This is a genomic window from Jeongeupia sp. USM3, assembly GCF_001808185.1.
Taxonomy (GTDB): Bacteria; Pseudomonadota; Gammaproteobacteria; order Burkholderiales; family Chitinibacteraceae; genus Jeongeupia.
Map to the genome: position 1 here is coordinate 633,781 of NZ_CP017668.1, position 15,056 is coordinate 648,836.

Consider the following 15,056-nt stretch of genomic DNA (forward strand, 5'->3'; position numbering starts at 1 on the left):
GTCGGATGCTGGCTCGATCAGCCCAGGAAAAGTCGGTGGATGTCGTTGAACAGCGCAAGCGCCATCAAGGCGAACAACAGGGTCAGCCCGATGCGCTGCCCGATTGCCTCGACCTGCGGCGACACAGGCCGGCCGGTCAAAAGTTCGACGACATGATACAACAAATGCCCGCCGTCCAGCAGCGGCACCGGCAGCAGGTTCAGCACCGCAAGGCTCAGGCTGATCAGCGCCAGGTATTCGATATAGGTGCTCAAGCCCAGCCGCGCACTTTCTCCGGCATAGGTGGCAATCGTCAGCGGGCCGCTCACCTGATCGAGCGATGCCTTGCCAACGATCATCCGGCCGAACATGCTCAGCGTCAGACGGGTCTGGATGGCGATTTTCTCGACGGCGGCCGATACCGCCCCGAGCGGCGCATATTGCAGGCGGACCTGTGCCGCCTGCCAGGCCTGCTTGTCCACCGCCGGCTCCAGCCCCAGACGTCCGATCGTCCGGCCGCCGACCCCAACCGCCTTCGGCACAACGGTCAGCGCGCGCACCGTGCCGTCGCGCAGCACGCCCAGCGTCAGCGGCGCAGCCCCTTCCTGCAGCACCGACTGGAGCTGCCCCCACTGCGCCAGCGCCCGCTGATCGAGCGTCACGATGACGTCGCCGGCTCGCAGTCCGGCCGCATCGGCAGCACTCCCCGGCTCGACCCGCTCGATCGTCGTCGTCAGCGGATATGGCGAGAAACCGAGGCGGATCAGCAGGCGCGGCTCGTAGACGCTGCGCCCCAGCTCGGCCAGCGGCAGCGTCCGCTCCGATTCGCGCCCCTGCGCATCGCGCACCCGCACGGCGACCGGCGCGTCGTCACCGGCCGCGTCGAGCAGCGCAACGAAGGCTTCGTCCCAGCTGGCCACCGGTCGGTCGGCCACGGCGACGAGCAGATCGCCAGGACGAAAGCCGGCACGCTCGGCGATCGATGCCGGCAACACCTGCCCGGCCACCGGGCGGATCGCATCGACGCCATGAACATACAGGCCGGCATACAGCAGCCCGGCAAGGATCAGATTGGCCAAGGGACCGGCCACGACGATCAGGATCTTCTTGAACGGATGCTGGCGATTGAACGCCAGGCCAGCGTCCTGCGGCGGAATCGGCGCCTCGCGCTCGTCGAGCATGCGCACATAGCCGCCGAGCGGGATCGCCGCCAGTTGCCAGTTCTCGTCGCCACGCCGCCAGCGCAGCAAGGGCTTGCCGAAGCCGATCGAGAACGTCAGCACCTTGACGCCGCAGCGCCGCGCCACCCAGTAATGACCCCATTCGTGCACGGTCACGAGCACGCCCAGCGTCACGATAAAGGCCAGGACGGTCAGCAACATCTCAGCGTCGCGCGCCCAGCCATGCGTCGGCCCGCTCGCGAGCCAGCGCATCGGCATCCATCAGGGCATCGAGGCTTTCCGCGCAGGTCTGCCCTTCGCATTCGGCCAGTACTGCGTCGATCAGCGCCGGAATGCCGGTGTAGCCCAGGCGGCGGTCAAGAAAAGCCGCGACAGCCACTTCGTTGGCGGCGTTGAGCACTGCCGTTGCCGCACCACCGGCGCGCAGCGCCTCGAATGCCAGGCGCAGACAGGGGAAACGCGCCAGATCGGGCGCTTCGAAATCGAGCCGGCCGACACTGAAGAGGTCCAGCGAAGCGGCACCGGATTCGGCACGCTCGGGATAGGCCAGGCCGTAGGTGATCGGAATGCGCATGTCCGGCGCACCCAGCTGGGCCAGCACCGAGCCGTCGACATACTCGACCATCGAATGGACGATGCTTTGCGGATGAACGACGACGGCGATGTCATCGACGTCGGCATTGAACAACCAGCGCGCCTCGATGACCTCGAGCCCCTTGTTCATCATCGACGCCGAGTCGACGGAAATCTTCCGCCCCATCGACCAGTTCGGATGCCGGACTGCCTCCTCGGGCGTCACATCGGCGAGCGTGGCCAGTGGCCGCTGGCGGAACGGCCCGCCCGATGCGGTCAGCAGGATGCGCTTGACGCCGGCAGCGCACAGCGTACCGGCGTACGGCGCCTCGCGATACGCGCGCGGCAGCACCTGGAAGATCGCGTTGTGCTCGCTGTCGATCGGCAGCAGCGTCGCACCGCAACGGGTCGCCTCGTCCATGAACAGCCGGCCAGCCAGGACCAGGGTTTCCTTGTTGGCCAGCAGAACCCGCTTGCCGGCACGCGCCGCAGCCAGCGTCGGCCTCATCCCTGCGGCACCGACGATGGCAGCCATCACCGTCGTCACTGCCGGATCACTGGCGACACGTTCAAGTGCAGCTTCGCCGCACAATACCTCGGTCTCGCTGCCCGAGGCCCTGAGCCGGGCGCGCAAGGTCTCGGCAGCCGGCTCGGCCAGCACGACGACATAGCGCGGCGAAAATGCAAGACACTGGTCGTGCAGCTTCTCGAGCTGGGTCGCCCCGGTCAGTGCATGAATGCGGAAGCGCTCTGGATGCCGGGCAACGACGTCGAGCGTGCTGACGCCAATGCTGCCGGTCGAGCCGAGAACGGTCAGAATTTGTGGAGCCATGATTCAGCCTCGCCGGACTAATGCCCAGGCACGAGATAAAACAGCAGGTAGGAAAGATAGAGCGCGGCCGCAACCGGCAGGATGGCCAGCAGGCTGTCGATCCGGTCGAGCACGCCGCCATGCCCCGGCAACAACTGACTGCTGTCCTTGAGGCCGATCTGCCGCTTGAACAGCGATTCGAGCAGATCGCCGATCACGCTCAGGGCGGTAAGCAGCAGCGCCAGCGCGACCCAGACCCAGGTCGCAACCGAATCCCCACCGATGAACGGCGCCTTCGGCACCACCGCCGCATAGATCGCGACACCGGCCATGCCGCCGACGACCCCTTCCCAGCTCTTGCCCGGACTGATCGTCGGCGCCAGCTTGCGGCGCCCGAAGGCCTTGCCGCTGAAATAGGCAGCGGTATCGGCCACCCAGGCAATCGCCATGATGATCAGCAGCAGCCAGCCGCCCATGCTGCCGTCGCGCAGCACGACCATCGCCAGTCCGGCCGGCAACAGCACGGCCCAACCGAGCAGGGCATTGATGTTGCCGCCATCGGCCAGCCGCCACTTGGTCCGGAGCCAGCACGGCACGACCAGGCCCCAGAACACGCACCCCGCAAGCATGACACCGAGCAGCATGAACGGCGACGACACCGGCAGCGCCAGCAGCAGGAACAGCCCCGGCGTCAGCAGCGGATACAGCCGGGCCACCAGCCCGTGCATCCCGGCAAGCCGCTGCCACTCCCAGGCGGCAAAGCCGAGGATCACCGCGACAAAACCGGTCCATGCCGCCTGCGGCAAGGCGAACAGGCCGAGCAGGATCAGCGGGATCAGCACCAGCGCGGTCAGTACGCGCTGCTTCAGCATGCGGATGCCGCCTGCACTTGTTCGCTGGTCCGGCCGAAGCGGCGCTCGCGGCCACGGTACCAGTCGATGGCCGCGCCAAACGCCTCCTGATCGAAATCCGGCCAGAGCAGATCGGTGAAGTACAGCTCGGTATACGCGAGCTGCCACAACAGGAAGTTGCTGATGCGCTGCTCGCCGCCGGTACGGATGAACAGGTCGGGCTCGGGCGCGTAGGCCATCGACAGATAGGGCGTCAGCGCCTCCTCGCCGAAGCTGGTCGCCTTGTCCGGGTGCTCGGCCAGCAGGCGATGCGTCGCCTGCAGGATGTCCCAGCGCGCACCGTAATCGGCGGCAATCGTCAGCGTCAGCCCCGGATTGCCGGCCGTCTTGCTCTCGGCGGCCTCGATCCACTCGCGCAGCTCGGCGGGAAAGCGCGTCCGGTTGCCGATGATTTTCAAGCGTATGCCGTTCTGGCACATCCGCTCGATTTCGCCCTGCAACACCTTGAGAAACAAGCCCATCAGGAACGACACTTCGTCGTCCGGTCGGCGCCAGTTCTCGTTACTGAAGGCGAACACGGTCAGGTATCGGACGCCGAGCGAATCGCACGCCTTGACGGTTTCCCGCAGCGCATCGACGCCCTTCTTGTGGCCGAACACGCGCGGCATCAGCCGCTTCTTGGCCCAGCGACCGTTGCCATCCATGATGATGGCAACGTGCTGCGGCACGCATGTATTAGCTTGCGGCACCGCAAGCGTCGAGCTGAAAAACTGGGTCACGAATCCGGCCTTTATACCGTCATCAACTCTTTTTCTTTCTCGGCGAAGACCTTGTCGACTTCAACGATGTAACGATCGGTCAGCTTCTGGATATCATCCTGCCCACGGCGCTCGTCGTCTTCGGAGATGTCCTTGTCCTTGAGCAGCTTTTTCAGCTGGTCATTGGCGTCGCGGCGCAGGTTGCGAATCGCCACGCGGGCATCTTCCGACTCACCCTTGACGACCTTGATCAGCTCCTTGCGACGCTCTTCGGTCAGCATCGGCATCGGCACGCGGATCACATCCCCCATCGACATCGGATTGAGGCCGAGGTCGGAGTCGCGGATCGCCTTCTCAACCTTGGCAACCATCGGTTTTTCCCAGGCCTGCACACCAATCGTGCGCGCATCGAGCAAGGTTACGTTGGCGACCTGGTTGATCGGCGTCGGGCTACCCCAGTAGTCGACCATCACGTGATCAAGCAGACCAATGTGCGCACGGCCAGTGCGCACCTTGCTCAGACTGATCTTGAGCGACTCGATCGACTTCTGCATCTTGGTTTCGGCGTTCTTTTTGATATCGGCGATCATTTTTTGTCCTCACAGCACAAACGAAACAGGCGGACCGAATCCGCCTGCTCGAGCATTCCTGAATCCGGCACGGGCGAGCGAGCGCCCCACCAAGATCAGCAGTGTACCAGCGTGCCCTCGTCTTCCCCAAGCACCACGCGCTTGAGCGCGCCGGCCTTGAAGATGCTGAAGACGCTGATGTTCATCTTCTGGTCGCGGCACAGCGCGAATGCGGTCGCATCCATCACCTTCAGGTTGCGGCCGATCGCCTCGTCGAACGTCACCGTCTGGTAGCGCACCGCATCGGGGTTCTTCTTCGGATCATCGGTGTAGACGCCGTCGACCTTGGTTGCCTTGAGAACGATGTCGGCACCCATTTCCATCCCGCGCAGTGCGGCCGCGGTATCGGTCGTGAAGAACGGATTGCCGGTGCCGGCACCGAAGATCACCACCTTGTTCTCTTCGAGATAGCGGATCGCCTTGCCGCGAATGTACGGCTCGGCAACCTGCTGGATCGTCAGTGCCGACTGCACCCGACTGACGATGCCGGCATGACGCATCGCATCTTGCAGCGCCAGCGCATTCATCACCGTCGCCAGCATCCCCATGTAGTCGGCCGTTGCACGATCCATCCCGGCCGCAGCCGGCGCCACGCCGCGGAAGATGTTGCCGCCACCGATGACCACGGCGACCTGCACACCCAGATCGACGACCGCCTTCACCTCGCCGACAATACGATCGATGGTAGCCCGATTGATCCCGTAGCTGTCATCGCCCATCAGGGCCTCGCCGGAGAGTTTCAACAGAATGCGCTTGTATTTGGGGGCTTGGCTCATTTGGGTTTTCCTTGTGCGGGGCGCTCGACGATACGAATTATTCTGATTGCCGCCGATATGACAGGCGGACAAACGCCGCGCGTTACCGCGCGGCGTCAGGCACTTCTACAACAATAGCTTAAAGCTTGGCTGCGGCTGCGACTTCGGCTGCGTAGTCGACAACCTTCTTCTCGATGCCCTCGCCAACGACCAGCAGCGCAAACGCGTTGACCTTGGCCGAATTGGCCTTGAGCAGTTGCTCGATGGTCTGCTTGTCGTCCTTGACGAACGGCTGGCTCAGCAGCGTCACTTCCTTCAGGAACTTCTGCACGGTCCCTTCGGCGATCTTCTCGATCATCGCTTCCGGCTTGCCGGCTTCCTTGGCACGCTCGATCGCAACGCGACGCTCGGTTTCGATCAGCTCGGCATCGACACCCGATGCGTCGAGCGACTTCGGCTTGGCCGCGGCAATGTGCATCGCCACGTCCTTGCCCAGCACTTCGTCACCGCCTTCGAGGTCGACCAGCACGCCGATCTTGCCGCCGTGCAGGTAGGTCGCCAGCTGGCCAGCGGTTTCGTAACGAACGAAACGGCGCAGCGTCATGTTTTCGCCGAGCTTGGCGATGATCGCCTTGCGCAGGTCTTCGACCGAAGCGCCCGAATCGGTAGCGGTGGCTGCCAGCGCCTCAACATCGGCCGGATTGGCGACGGCAACCGCCTTGGCGACGGCCGAGGCGAATTCGATGAAGCCCGCGTCCTTGCCGACGAAGTCGGTTTCGCAGTTCACTTCAACAATGGCGCCAACCTTCTTGTCGTCCGAGATGAACGCGGCGATCACGCCTTCGGCAGCGGTACGGCCGGCCATCTTCGACGCCTTGTTGCCCGACTTGATGCGCAGGACTTCTTCGGCCTTCTTGACGTCGCCATCGGCTTCGACCAGCGCCTTCTTGCACTCCATCATGCCCAGGCCGGTCAGTTCGCGCAGTTCGGCGACCATCTTTGCGGTGATTGCTGCCATGTTGATTCTCCTGAATACGGTTCAGATACAGTATTGAATTCGGTTTACTAGCTTATGAAAAAGGGGCTGAACGCCCCTTTTTCATTTCGGACTCGCGCGATGCGAATCAGGCCTGCGCTTCAGCAGCCGCAGCAACGATTTCCTGTACAGCCTGGTTGCGGCCTTCGAGCACCGCATCGGCAACGCCACGGGCGTACAGACGGATGGCACGCGACGAGTCGTCGTTACCCGGCACAACGAAGTCGACGCCTTGCGGGTCGTTGTTGGTATCGACGATGCCGATGACCGGAATACCCAGCTTCTTGGCTTCGACCAGCGCACCCTTCTGGTAGCCGGTGTCGATCACGAAAATCGCGTCCGGCAGACCCTTCATGTCCTTGATGCCGCCGAGCGAGCGGTCGAGCTTCTCGACTTCGCGCTGGATGTCGAGCAGTTCTTTCTTGCCGTAGCCGCTGTTTTCGTCGGCCAGGATCGCCTGCAGTTCTTCAAGACGCTTGATCGATTGCTTGACGGTCTTGTAGTTGGTCAGCATGCCGCCGAGCCAGCGGTGCGAGACGAACGGCATGCCGGCGCGGACGGCCTCTTCGGCAACGATGTCGCGTGCCGAACGCTTGGTACCCACGAACAGCACCGTGCCCTTGTTGGCCGACAGGCGACGCACGTACTTCAGCGCCTCTTCGAACAGCGGCAGGGTCTTTTCGAGGTTGATGATGTGAATCTTGTTGCGCGCACCGAAGATGTACTGACCCATCTTCGGGTGCCAGTAACGGGTCTGGTGACCGAAGTGAACACCAGCTTCAAGCATTTCACGCATGCTAACGGACATTGGTAAATCTCCAAATCGATAGGGTTATGGACTACCGTTCGCGCGACACCCTGACTTGCAGGGCACCCATATCGGGGCGAACCGGGAGAATCTGCGCACGGGACCATCCCGCACACAGCCGAAGATTATAGCGCGAAAGAACCCGATCCCTCAAGGCTGCCGAAGCGCGCACGCCGGAACCCTCGCCACCGCGCAAATCGCCGCGAGCCGGGTACGCGCTTCGTCGGCAAGTCGGCCTTCCCCGGCGGCATCGGCGAGGCGCTGCTGCAACGCAAAGTCGTCGGCGAGGTAGGCGGGTTCCGCCAGATGCCGATCGGCCGTTATCGCATCGGCGAGCTGGACCAGGCCCTCCGCGGGCCGCCCCAGTTGCCCCAGCGCTTCGGCGCGAATCCGCGCCGCATGGGCGCGTTCGGCGGGTGGCGCATCGACGGGCGATGCGGCCATCGCCAGCGCCGCGGCCGGATCACCCTCCGCGAGCAACAGACGCGCATCGAGATTCGCCAGCGGCACCGCCAGCGCGCACGGCGCGGTGCATTGCGTCCGCGCACGCTGCAGCCATCCCCTCGCCACCCCCGGCTGCGCAACCGTCAGCAGGGCCATCAGATAGGCAGCGCGTGCGCGCTGCGATGGCGGATAGAGCACGGCGTCCGGCATGCCATCGAGCGTTGCGACCGCTGCGTCGGGGCGCTGAAGCTGGCGCTGCGCCTGTGCCAGGCCGAGGCGCGCCTCACCCGCGCCCTGCCAGTCGTCGATCGCGGTACGCAGCTCGAGCGCCGAGCGCCACAAGTCCGCCGCATCCTCGTCGTTGCCGGACTGGGTTGCACGATTGGCAGCCAGCGCGGCGGCATCGGCACGCTGCAGCAGCACCGGCCGGGGCGCCGGCGGCGCGCCACCGCAGGCGCTCAGCAGCAGCGCCGCCAGCAGGGCGAATCGCAGGGCGCCCCTCATGGCCGGCTCGGCGGCAGCGGCGCCGCGGTATCGGCCGGTGGCAGCCATTGCTTGAGTGGCCACGACTGCGACGCGCCGTCGAGCGCGTCGCGACTGGTTTGCAGTACCGCATCACTGTTGCGCAGGATGGCCGGCAACCTCGGCGCGGCGGTGTCGACGGCGCGGCGTGTCGTCGCCATCATCGCCTCGGCCTCGCTGGCGGCGCGACTGGCGTGCGACAAGGTGCCGTCGAGCTTGTCGAGCATTGTCGGCATGCGGGTCTGCAGTTCGGCGGCCAGCGTATCGACGCGGGCGAGCGCCTGCTGGCCGGTTTGCGCAACGGCGGGCAGATCGTGCGCACTCAGCTTGTTCAGGTTGACGATCAGCTCGTCGACCGACGCCCGGGTCTGGCGCAGCTCGGCGGTCAGGCCGCGCACATTGGCCAGCGTCTGGCGCAGATCGCCGTTCGGGTCGTTGACGGTGTCGAGCGTCGTCTGCACCGAGTCGATGATCGGGACGACGCGCTGCCGCAGGTCGAGCGCGATCTCGGACAGCCCCAGCGCCGGCGCAAACGCGAGCTTGCCCCCCTCCTTGATCGGCGCCTGATTCGGGGAGCCGCCGGCGACTTCGATGTAATGGTCGCCGATCAGCCCGTCCTGCTGCAGGATCGCGGTCGAATCGGGCTTGATCCATTTGATGTAGCGCTCCTCGACCAGCAGGTCGACGTCGACCTTGGCCTGATCGTTCAGCGCAACCGCATCGACGACGCCGATCTTGAACCCGGACAGCCTCACCTGCATCCCCGGGATCAGCCCGGCGCCATGCTCGGCGACAAAATGCAGCCGGGTTTTCGGCACGAAATAGCCCTGACGCAGGCCGAGCAACACCAGCAGCGTCAGCGCAATGCCGACGCCGATCAGCACGAAGGCACTGACGCGCAGACCGAGCCGGCGAAAGCGCGGATCGTTATCCCTGAGTAACAGCATTCTCCTCCCCGGTATCCGGCAACGGCTCGGCGTGCTGCAACGCTCCGGCGCCGAACAGCAGCACCGGGCAGCGCAGCGCCAACGCACCGTAGACTTCCTTGCAGGCGACGCTGGCCGCGCCGTTCAGCCAGACCAGCCATTCGGTTTCGACGGCCAGCCAATCGGGCGACTGCACCAGCGACCGGGCCAGCGCCAGCTCGCGACGCTGCGATTTCGACAACGCCGCCGGCAGCGCCGCCGTCAGCGCAGCGCGCCCATCGGCGGGTATCGCCAGCGCGTCCATCGCCGCGACCAAGCGCGCTTCGAGCACCGGCAAGGATGCCGATTCATGGTACCACGCAGGCAGAATCAGGTTTTCCCACACCCGCAGGTTGTTGACGAAGCCGCCGCTCTCCTGCAGGCACGCCACGCGCCCCGGGTACAGGCGCTGCAAGGCCGTCACCACGGCATGGCCCTCGCGCTGGTCCAGCTCCCGTTCGATGCCGTAGCACACACCGGGCGCACAGGCGGCAAAGTTCCAGCTCACGAGAACAGCACCCACAGCAGGTCGACAAAGAACACCGCCAGCAGGCCGCGAACCACCGCGCTCGACGATGCCTTGGGGATCTCGGTGACATACGGCGCGGCGCGCAAGCCGGCCATGCATGCGAGCACTGCCGCCGCCAGTCCGAACAGCAGCGACTTGGCCAGGCACTGCAGCACCAGGCCGAACTGCAGGACCTGGTCGATGCGCTGCACCTGATAGCCGATTTCCCAGCCCGATGAAGCGATCGCGCCGCCGACCAGCGAGGCGCTGGCCAGATAGAACGACAGCAGCGCGGCCGATACACTGATGCCGATGACCCGCGGCAGGACGATGTAGCCCGACACCGGGATGCCGAGCGCAGCAAGACTGTCGAGTTCGCCGTGAACCCGCATCGCCGCCAGCTCGCTCGCCACGGCCGATGAGGAGCGCGCGATCAGTACCAGCGCGGCGAGCAAGGGGCTGATGTCGCGAAAACTCAAGGTCGCCAGCAGCCGCAGCGATGCCTCGCGGCTCTGTCCGTACTGGCCGTGCAGCAACAGCATCACGATGCCGCCCAGCGCAACGCCGATCAGCAGCATGATCCACGCGGCCTGGTTGCCGGTGAAATACAGCTGCTTGAGCACGACCCGCCGCACCGGCGCGCGGCGCAACTGTCCGAGCAGCAGCAGTGGCGTGAATAATCGACTGGGCACAAGAAACTCGCAGAAATGGCGGGAGCACTATAATCGGCGGCAATCCTTCCGCCCTGCTTCGACTATGAACTATACCAGCCTGCTTTTCATCGGCATCGGCGCGGCGCTCGGCGCCTGGGCGCGCTGGGGATTGTCGATCGCACTCAACCCGCTGTTTCCGACCGTGCCCGCCGGCACGCTCGCGGCCAACTGGATCGGCGGCTACCTGATGGGCCTGTCGCTCGGCGTGTTCACGCTCTGGCAGGGCATCTCGCCCGAGGTCAAGCTGCTGGTCACGACCGGCTTTCTCGGCGGGCTGACGACGTTCTCGACCTTTTCCGCCGAGATGACCACACTGATTCTGCGCCAGCAGTTCGGCTGGGCCGTCGCGGCGATCGGCCTGCACGTCGGCGGCTCGCTGACGCTGACGTGGCTGGGGCTGAAGACGGTCGCCGCGCTCAAGGGAGGTGCATGATGCAGCTGGTCCGCTTCTACCTGACCCAGACGCGCCGTCATCACGGCGTACTGCTGTACGAATGGCTGCTCGAGCAGGCGCGCGATCGCGGCGCTTCCGGCGCGACGGCGTTCCATGCGCTCGCCGGTTTCGGCCGCCACCACTGGCACGAGGCGACCTTCTTCGAGCTTGCCGGCGAAGTGCCGGTCGCGGTCGAGGTGATCGCGCCGGAGGCCGTGGTGGCCGACCTCGTTGCGGCGATCGACGCCGAGGGACTGAGCATCCCCTACCTGCAGGTGCCGGTCGAACTGCGCGTCACCGGTGAGGCACGGCAATCGGGTCAATAGACATATTCGATTAGATTGTCGAAACACAGCTGATTTAAACTATCCGCCTTTGCGACCCCATCTAGGAAAGCTCATGGCCACCAAGCACGCCAGCCTGTTGATTCTCGGTTCCGGCCCGGCCGGCTACACCGCCGCCGTCTATGCCGCACGCGCCAACCTGAACCCGGTGCTGGTGACCGGTCTGGCTCAGGGTGGCCAGCTGATGACGACCACCGATGTCGACAACTGGCCGGCCGACGCCGACGGCGTTCAGGGCCCCGAGCTGATGATGCGCTTCCAGAAGCACGCAGAGCGCTTCGGCACCGAAATGATCTTCGACCACATCCACACGACGCACCTGAACGAGAAGCCGATCCGCCTCGTCGGTGACGCCGGCGAGTACACCTGCGACGCGCTCATCATCGCGACCGGCGCATCGGCGCAGTATCTCGGCCTGCCGTCGGAAGAGGCGTTCGCCGGCCGCGGCGTGTCGGCTTGCGCAACGTGCGACGGTTTCTTCTACCGCGGCCAGAAGGTTGCCGTGGTCGGCGGCGGCAACACGGCCGTTGAAGAGGCGCTCTACCTCGCCAACATCGCTGCGCACGTGACGCTGATCCATCGCCGCGAGACCTTCCGCGCGGAAAAGATCCTCGTCGACCACCTGATGGCCAAGGTCAAAGAGGGCAAGATCACGCTCGAACTGAACCAGACGCTCGACGAAGTGCTGGGCGACGCTACCGGCGTGACTGGTGCACGACTGAAGTCGAGCCAGGATGGCGCCACCAAGGACCTCGAGGTCGCCGGCGTATTCATCGCGATCGGCCACAAGCCGAACACCGACATCTTCCGCGGCCAGATCGAGATGGACAGCACCGGCTACATCATCACCAAGGGCGGCCGCGACGGCGGCGCCACCGCAACCACCGCGCCGGGCGTCTTTGCCGCCGGCGACGTGCAGGACCACATCTACCGTCAGGCCGTCACCAGCGCCGCTTCAGGCTGCCAGGCCGCGCTCGACGCCGACAAGTACCTGGAAACGCTGCGCTGATCGCGGCACGCCGGTAATAAAAAGCGCCCCGTCGGGGCGCTTTTTTTGTCCGCCGGCATCACGCCAGCCTGAGCAGGACGCCAACCAGCAGCAGCGCCAGCAGCGCGCAGAACCAGAACTGCACGCGGCCGCGGCGACGCAATGCCTCGATCTCGCCGACCATCCGCGCGTTCTGCTCGGCCAGCTCGCCGATCAGCCGGGTCGACGCCTGCAAGCCTTCGTGCAGCACGATCAGCTCGTGGCGGTTTTCCTCGACCAGCCGTTCCACCCGGCCCAGCCGGGCCGGTTCGTCGGTCGGCGCGCCCGCGTCGATGACGATCTCGCGCGGCGGCTCGGCCGCCTTGGCCTTGGTGAACAGCTTTTTCGTCGCGTCGATGATCTTCGGTGCGTTCTCGATCACCTGCCCCCACGGTATCGCCTGCAGGGCGACCAGCCAGTTAATTGCCATCATTCACCCCGATTGCGCGTTGCTTCATTGCCCGTCCTTTTGCGTGAGTCCATGTCGCACTGACCGCACAGAACCGGCAGCGTTCAAGACTGCGCCTGCCGGATCGCCATCAGCGCCTGGTTGCGCAAGGTCTTGAGCAGGTTGAGCTCGTCGTTGCCGATCTTCAGGCTGCCGGCCGCGCGGCGATCGCCGTACAGCAGGCCGATCACCTGCTTGTCGAGCACCAGCGGCAGCACGATGAAGGTCCGCGCTCCGAGCCGCTGCGCGTGCCAGGCCGGGATCCGGTCGCGAATGGTCGCGTCGTGCGTATCCTCGATCAGGATGTCGGCATTGCGCTGCAGCGCGACCTGGAACACGTCGGCCACCGCACCGTGCTCGACCTGGAAACCGGGCAGAACGGTGGCGATATCGGCGCCGAAGCCGAAGCGGCCGACGATGGCGTGGCGCTTGACGTCACGCGTGCACAGCAGCACCCGGTCGAAACCGATGCCGCGGTACATCGTTTCGAGCACCATGCGCAGCAGGTCGTTGAGACTGAAACCGCCGACCAGCGTGTTGGCGATGTCCTGCACGCCGGCGGCAAGGATCGCCGTATGCGCGCGCGTGCCGCCTTCGAGCGTCGTTTCCAGCCGGGCCTGATCGATCGTATCGGGCGCCACCGCCTTCAGCCGCGCGGCGTCCAGCCTGGACAGACCGCTCAGGAACGCGCTGTCGCTGGCGGTGATGCCCAGCGCATGCAGATAGTCGCGAAACTGCGCCGAGACTTCGTTCAGCACGGTGCTCAGATCGTCGAGCGTCAGCCCCGTGGCCGGCAGATAGCGCCGGTGCAGTTGCTGCAGCCGGTCGATGCCGGTCTCGTCGCTGCCATCGAGCACGACGAGCAGCTCGCTGCCGAGATTGGCGTACTGGCGCAGCCTTTCCTGCTCGGCCTGTGCCGCACGGACGATGCCGTCGGGCAGCGACTCCATGCTGCGGCAGATGCGCTCCGGAAAGCGCCACTGCCGTGCCACGCCGCGCCCCAGCTCGGAAAAATCGAGTCCGAGCACCGATTTGGCGGCGCTCTGCTCGCTCCGCCCTTCGCGACAGCGCTGGTCGATGCGCAGCTTGTCGTCGGGGAAGTAATAGATGGTCAACAGCCTGCCCAGATGATGGAGCATGCCGCAGACCAGTGTTTCCTCGGTATCGCGCGCTCCGCTGCGGCGATGCAGCGCCCGGGCAAGCAGCCCCGAGAAGAACGCCCGCAAAGTTGCCTCCCTGATCGCCTGCGCCCGGCTTTTGTCGTGCAGGTGCTCGAACAGCAGGACCGTCACCGCAAGGCTGCGGATCGTGTTGAAGCCGAGGATCACGATCGCGCGGGAGATCGTACTGATCGTGCCGCCGTACTGGCCGTAGATTGCCGAATTGGCCAGCCTGAGCAGCTTGTTGGTCAGGGCGAAATCGCGCAGCACCACGTCGGACAGCGCCTGCAGATGCTCGCCGTCGCCGACCTGGATCTGGTTGAGGCTGCTGATGGCCTGCGACAGCGCCGGAAAGTCGCTGCTGCGCTGCATGCGCCACAGGAGCTTGTCGAGCGTGCCGCCGGTCGGCGTCCCGCCCTGCACATCGAGCCAGCGCCGCAACGCCTGCGACCAGGCATCGGCCCCGCCGCCGCTGGCCGCGACCAGCCCGCGCAGTTCGGGCTGGGTTGCAGCATCGCCGATCAGGCGTTGCAGCAGTTGCACGGCAGCCGGCAACGGGTCCGCAGGTGCCGGGCCGGGCACCGGCAACAGCCAGCCGCCGCCCTTCGCGTCGATCATCAGGGTGTCTTCGCCGGACTCGAACGCCAGCCCCTGCTGCAGGGCATGGCGCTGCGCCGCCAGCACATCGAGCACCCAGCCAACCGCGGACAGCGGCGCGACCGGACCTTCGCGCCTCAACCGCTGTGACAACGGCTCGAACGCGGCGTCGCCGATCACCAGCCAGCTCGCCCCGTCGTGGTCGAACGCGGCCTCCGGCGTCAGCAGTTGCGGATACCGGAACGCGAGCAGCGCATTCGCGTCACACGGTGGCCGGATCGCCAGCAGCATCACCGCATGGCCGGCCTGTTCGTCACGGCCGCGGTGCAGCGACCAGTGCGGCTTGCTCAGCAGCGGCTCGTCGACGACGTAGCGCGATAACAAGGTCATGTGCCCTCCCGATTGCACGCCTCCCACCGCACTTATAGCTTGCAGGCTTACGGGGTGTCATGCTCGGCGCGAACGGGCGTAACAAAAAAGCCGCCTGTGCGGCGGCTTCGATTGACACCCTGAG

The 15,056-nt window shown here is 65.5% G+C and carries 17 protein-coding genes; 3 read left to right on the top strand and 14 right to left on the bottom strand.

Translation table 11 applies throughout. The features are described from left to right. Positions 1 to 17: 17 nt before the first annotated feature. The 12 genes from rseP to BJP62_RS02870 all read right to left on the bottom strand — a co-directional run bounded on the left by rseP (position 18) and on the right by BJP62_RS02870 (position 10,512). Positions 18 to 1,361 carry an RIP metalloprotease RseP gene (gene rseP, locus BJP62_RS02815; protein WP_168163778.1) on the bottom strand — a complete coding sequence of 448 codons (1,344 nt, stop codon included), beginning with the start codon at positions 1,359 to 1,361 and terminating at the stop codon, positions 18 to 20. Position 1,362: 1 nt separating this feature from the next. Then, positions 1,363 to 2,565 carry a 1-deoxy-D-xylulose-5-phosphate reductoisomerase gene (ispC, locus tag BJP62_RS02820; RefSeq protein ID WP_070526266.1) on the bottom strand — a complete coding sequence of 401 codons (1,203 nt, stop codon included), beginning with the start codon at positions 2,563 to 2,565 and terminating at the stop codon, positions 1,363 to 1,365. 17 nt (positions 2,566 to 2,582) lie between these two features. Next, complete coding sequence (locus BJP62_RS02825) at positions 2,583 to 3,416, bottom strand: phosphatidate cytidylyltransferase (RefSeq protein WP_070526271.1); 834 nt, start codon at positions 3,414 to 3,416, stop codon at positions 2,583 to 2,585. Next, positions 3,410 to 4,174 (bottom strand): polyprenyl diphosphate synthase, encoded by a 765-nt coding sequence (gene uppS, locus BJP62_RS02830; protein WP_070526274.1) that lies wholly within the window; start codon positions 4,172 to 4,174, stop codon positions 3,410 to 3,412. The genes BJP62_RS02825 and uppS overlap by 7 nt, the downstream gene beginning before the upstream one ends. Before the next feature lie 11 nt (positions 4,175 to 4,185). Next, complete coding sequence (gene frr, locus BJP62_RS02835) at positions 4,186 to 4,743, bottom strand: ribosome recycling factor (RefSeq protein WP_070526277.1); 558 nt, start codon at positions 4,741 to 4,743, stop codon at positions 4,186 to 4,188. A 95-nt stretch (positions 4,744 to 4,838) separates the two neighbouring features. Then, positions 4,839 to 5,558 (bottom strand): UMP kinase, encoded by a 720-nt coding sequence (gene pyrH, locus BJP62_RS02840; RefSeq protein WP_070526279.1) that lies wholly within the window; start codon positions 5,556 to 5,558, stop codon positions 4,839 to 4,841. A 118-nt stretch (positions 5,559 to 5,676) separates the two neighbouring features. Next, entirely contained in the window at positions 5,677 to 6,555 is an 879-nt protein-coding gene (gene tsf, locus BJP62_RS02845) for a translation elongation factor Ts (protein WP_070526282.1), read from the bottom strand. A 106-nt stretch (positions 6,556 to 6,661) separates the two neighbouring features. Next, positions 6,662 to 7,381 (bottom strand): 30S ribosomal protein S2, encoded by a 720-nt coding sequence (gene rpsB / locus BJP62_RS02850; protein WP_070526285.1) that lies wholly within the window; start codon positions 7,379 to 7,381, stop codon positions 6,662 to 6,664. 150 nt (positions 7,382 to 7,531) lie between these two features. Then, a complete protein-coding gene (locus BJP62_RS02855; RefSeq protein WP_145927078.1) occupies positions 7,532 to 8,329 on the bottom strand; it encodes a hypothetical protein in 798 nt (265 codons plus the stop codon). Continuing rightward, entirely contained in the window at positions 8,326 to 9,294 is a 969-nt protein-coding gene (locus tag BJP62_RS02860; RefSeq protein WP_070526290.1) for an MlaD family protein, read from the bottom strand. The genes BJP62_RS02855 and BJP62_RS02860 overlap by 4 nt, the downstream gene beginning before the upstream one ends. Then, entirely contained in the window at positions 9,275 to 9,820 is a 546-nt protein-coding gene (locus BJP62_RS02865) for a hypothetical protein (RefSeq protein WP_145927079.1), read from the bottom strand. The genes BJP62_RS02860 and BJP62_RS02865 overlap by 20 nt, the downstream gene beginning before the upstream one ends. Then, positions 9,817 to 10,512 carry an ABC transporter permease gene (locus BJP62_RS02870; RefSeq protein ID WP_145927080.1) on the bottom strand — a complete coding sequence of 232 codons (696 nt, stop codon included), beginning with the start codon at positions 10,510 to 10,512 and terminating at the stop codon, positions 9,817 to 9,819. The genes BJP62_RS02865 and BJP62_RS02870 overlap by 4 nt, the downstream gene beginning before the upstream one ends. A 64-nt stretch (positions 10,513 to 10,576) precedes the next feature. Between BJP62_RS02870 and crcB the strand changes: the two genes are divergently transcribed. From crcB to trxB, 3 genes are all read left to right on the top strand, one after another. Then, entirely contained in the window at positions 10,577 to 10,966 is a 390-nt protein-coding gene (gene crcB, locus BJP62_RS02875; RefSeq protein WP_070526298.1) for a fluoride efflux transporter CrcB, read from the top strand. Next, a complete protein-coding gene (locus BJP62_RS02880; protein WP_205700950.1) occupies positions 10,963 to 11,292 on the top strand; it encodes a DUF190 domain-containing protein in 330 nt (109 codons plus the stop codon). Before crcB ends, BJP62_RS02880 begins: the two co-directional genes overlap by 4 nt. A gap of 73 nt (positions 11,293 to 11,365) precedes the next feature. Beyond that, positions 11,366 to 12,319, top strand: coding sequence for a thioredoxin-disulfide reductase (gene trxB / locus BJP62_RS02885; protein ID WP_070526302.1), 954 nt, complete (start codon positions 11,366 to 11,368; stop codon positions 12,317 to 12,319). Positions 12,320 to 12,377: 58 nt separating this feature from the next. On the opposite strand, the gene BJP62_RS02890 is transcribed toward trxB, so the two are convergent. Beyond that, positions 12,378 to 12,770 carry a hypothetical protein gene (locus BJP62_RS02890; RefSeq protein WP_083300661.1) on the bottom strand — a complete coding sequence of 131 codons (393 nt, stop codon included), beginning with the start codon at positions 12,768 to 12,770 and terminating at the stop codon, positions 12,378 to 12,380. An 80-nt stretch (positions 12,771 to 12,850) separates the two neighbouring features. Further along, on the bottom strand, positions 12,851 to 14,932 hold the full coding sequence (locus BJP62_RS02895; RefSeq protein ID WP_070526305.1) for an HDOD domain-containing protein: 2,082 nt from the start codon (positions 14,930 to 14,932) through the stop codon (positions 12,851 to 12,853). Positions 14,933 to 15,056: the final 124 nt, after the last annotated feature.

Coding starts and splice junctions, on each gene's coding strand:
- rseP (WP_168163778.1), bottom strand. CDS start 1,361: ATGTTGCTGACCGTCCTGGCCTTTATCGTGACGCTGGGCGTGCTCGTG.
- ispC (WP_070526266.1), bottom strand. CDS start 2,565: ATGGCTCCACAAATTCTGACCGTTCTCGGCTCGACCGGCAGCATTGGC.
- BJP62_RS02825 (WP_070526271.1), bottom strand. CDS start 3,416: ATGCTGAAGCAGCGCGTACTGACCGCGCTGGTGCTGATCCCGCTGATC.
- frr (WP_070526277.1), bottom strand. CDS start 4,743: ATGATCGCCGATATCAAAAAGAACGCCGAAACCAAGATGCAGAAGTCG.
- pyrH (WP_070526279.1), bottom strand. CDS start 5,558: ATGAGCCAAGCCCCCAAATACAAGCGCATTCTGTTGAAACTCTCCGGC.
- tsf (WP_070526282.1), bottom strand. CDS start 6,555: ATGGCAGCAATCACCGCAAAGATGGTCGCCGAACTGCGCGAACTGACC.
- rpsB (WP_070526285.1), bottom strand. CDS start 7,381: ATGTCCGTTAGCATGCGTGAAATGCTTGAAGCTGGTGTTCACTTCGGT.
- BJP62_RS02855 (WP_145927078.1), bottom strand. CDS start 8,329: ATGAGGGGCGCCCTGCGATTCGCCCTGCTGGCGGCGCTGCTGCTGAGC.
- BJP62_RS02860 (WP_070526290.1), bottom strand. CDS start 9,294: ATGCTGTTACTCAGGGATAACGATCCGCGCTTTCGCCGGCTCGGTCTG.
- crcB (WP_070526298.1), top strand. CDS start 10,577: ATGAACTATACCAGCCTGCTTTTCATCGGCATCGGCGCGGCGCTCGGC.
- BJP62_RS02880 (WP_205700950.1), top strand. CDS start 10,963: ATGATGCAGCTGGTCCGCTTCTACCTGACCCAGACGCGCCGTCATCAC.
- trxB (WP_070526302.1), top strand. CDS start 11,366: ATGGCCACCAAGCACGCCAGCCTGTTGATTCTCGGTTCCGGCCCGGCC.
- BJP62_RS02890 (WP_083300661.1), bottom strand. CDS start 12,770: ATGATGGCAATTAACTGGCTGGTCGCCCTGCAGGCGATACCGTGGGGG.
- BJP62_RS02895 (WP_070526305.1), bottom strand. CDS start 14,932: ATGACCTTGTTATCGCGCTACGTCGTCGACGAGCCGCTGCTGAGCAAG.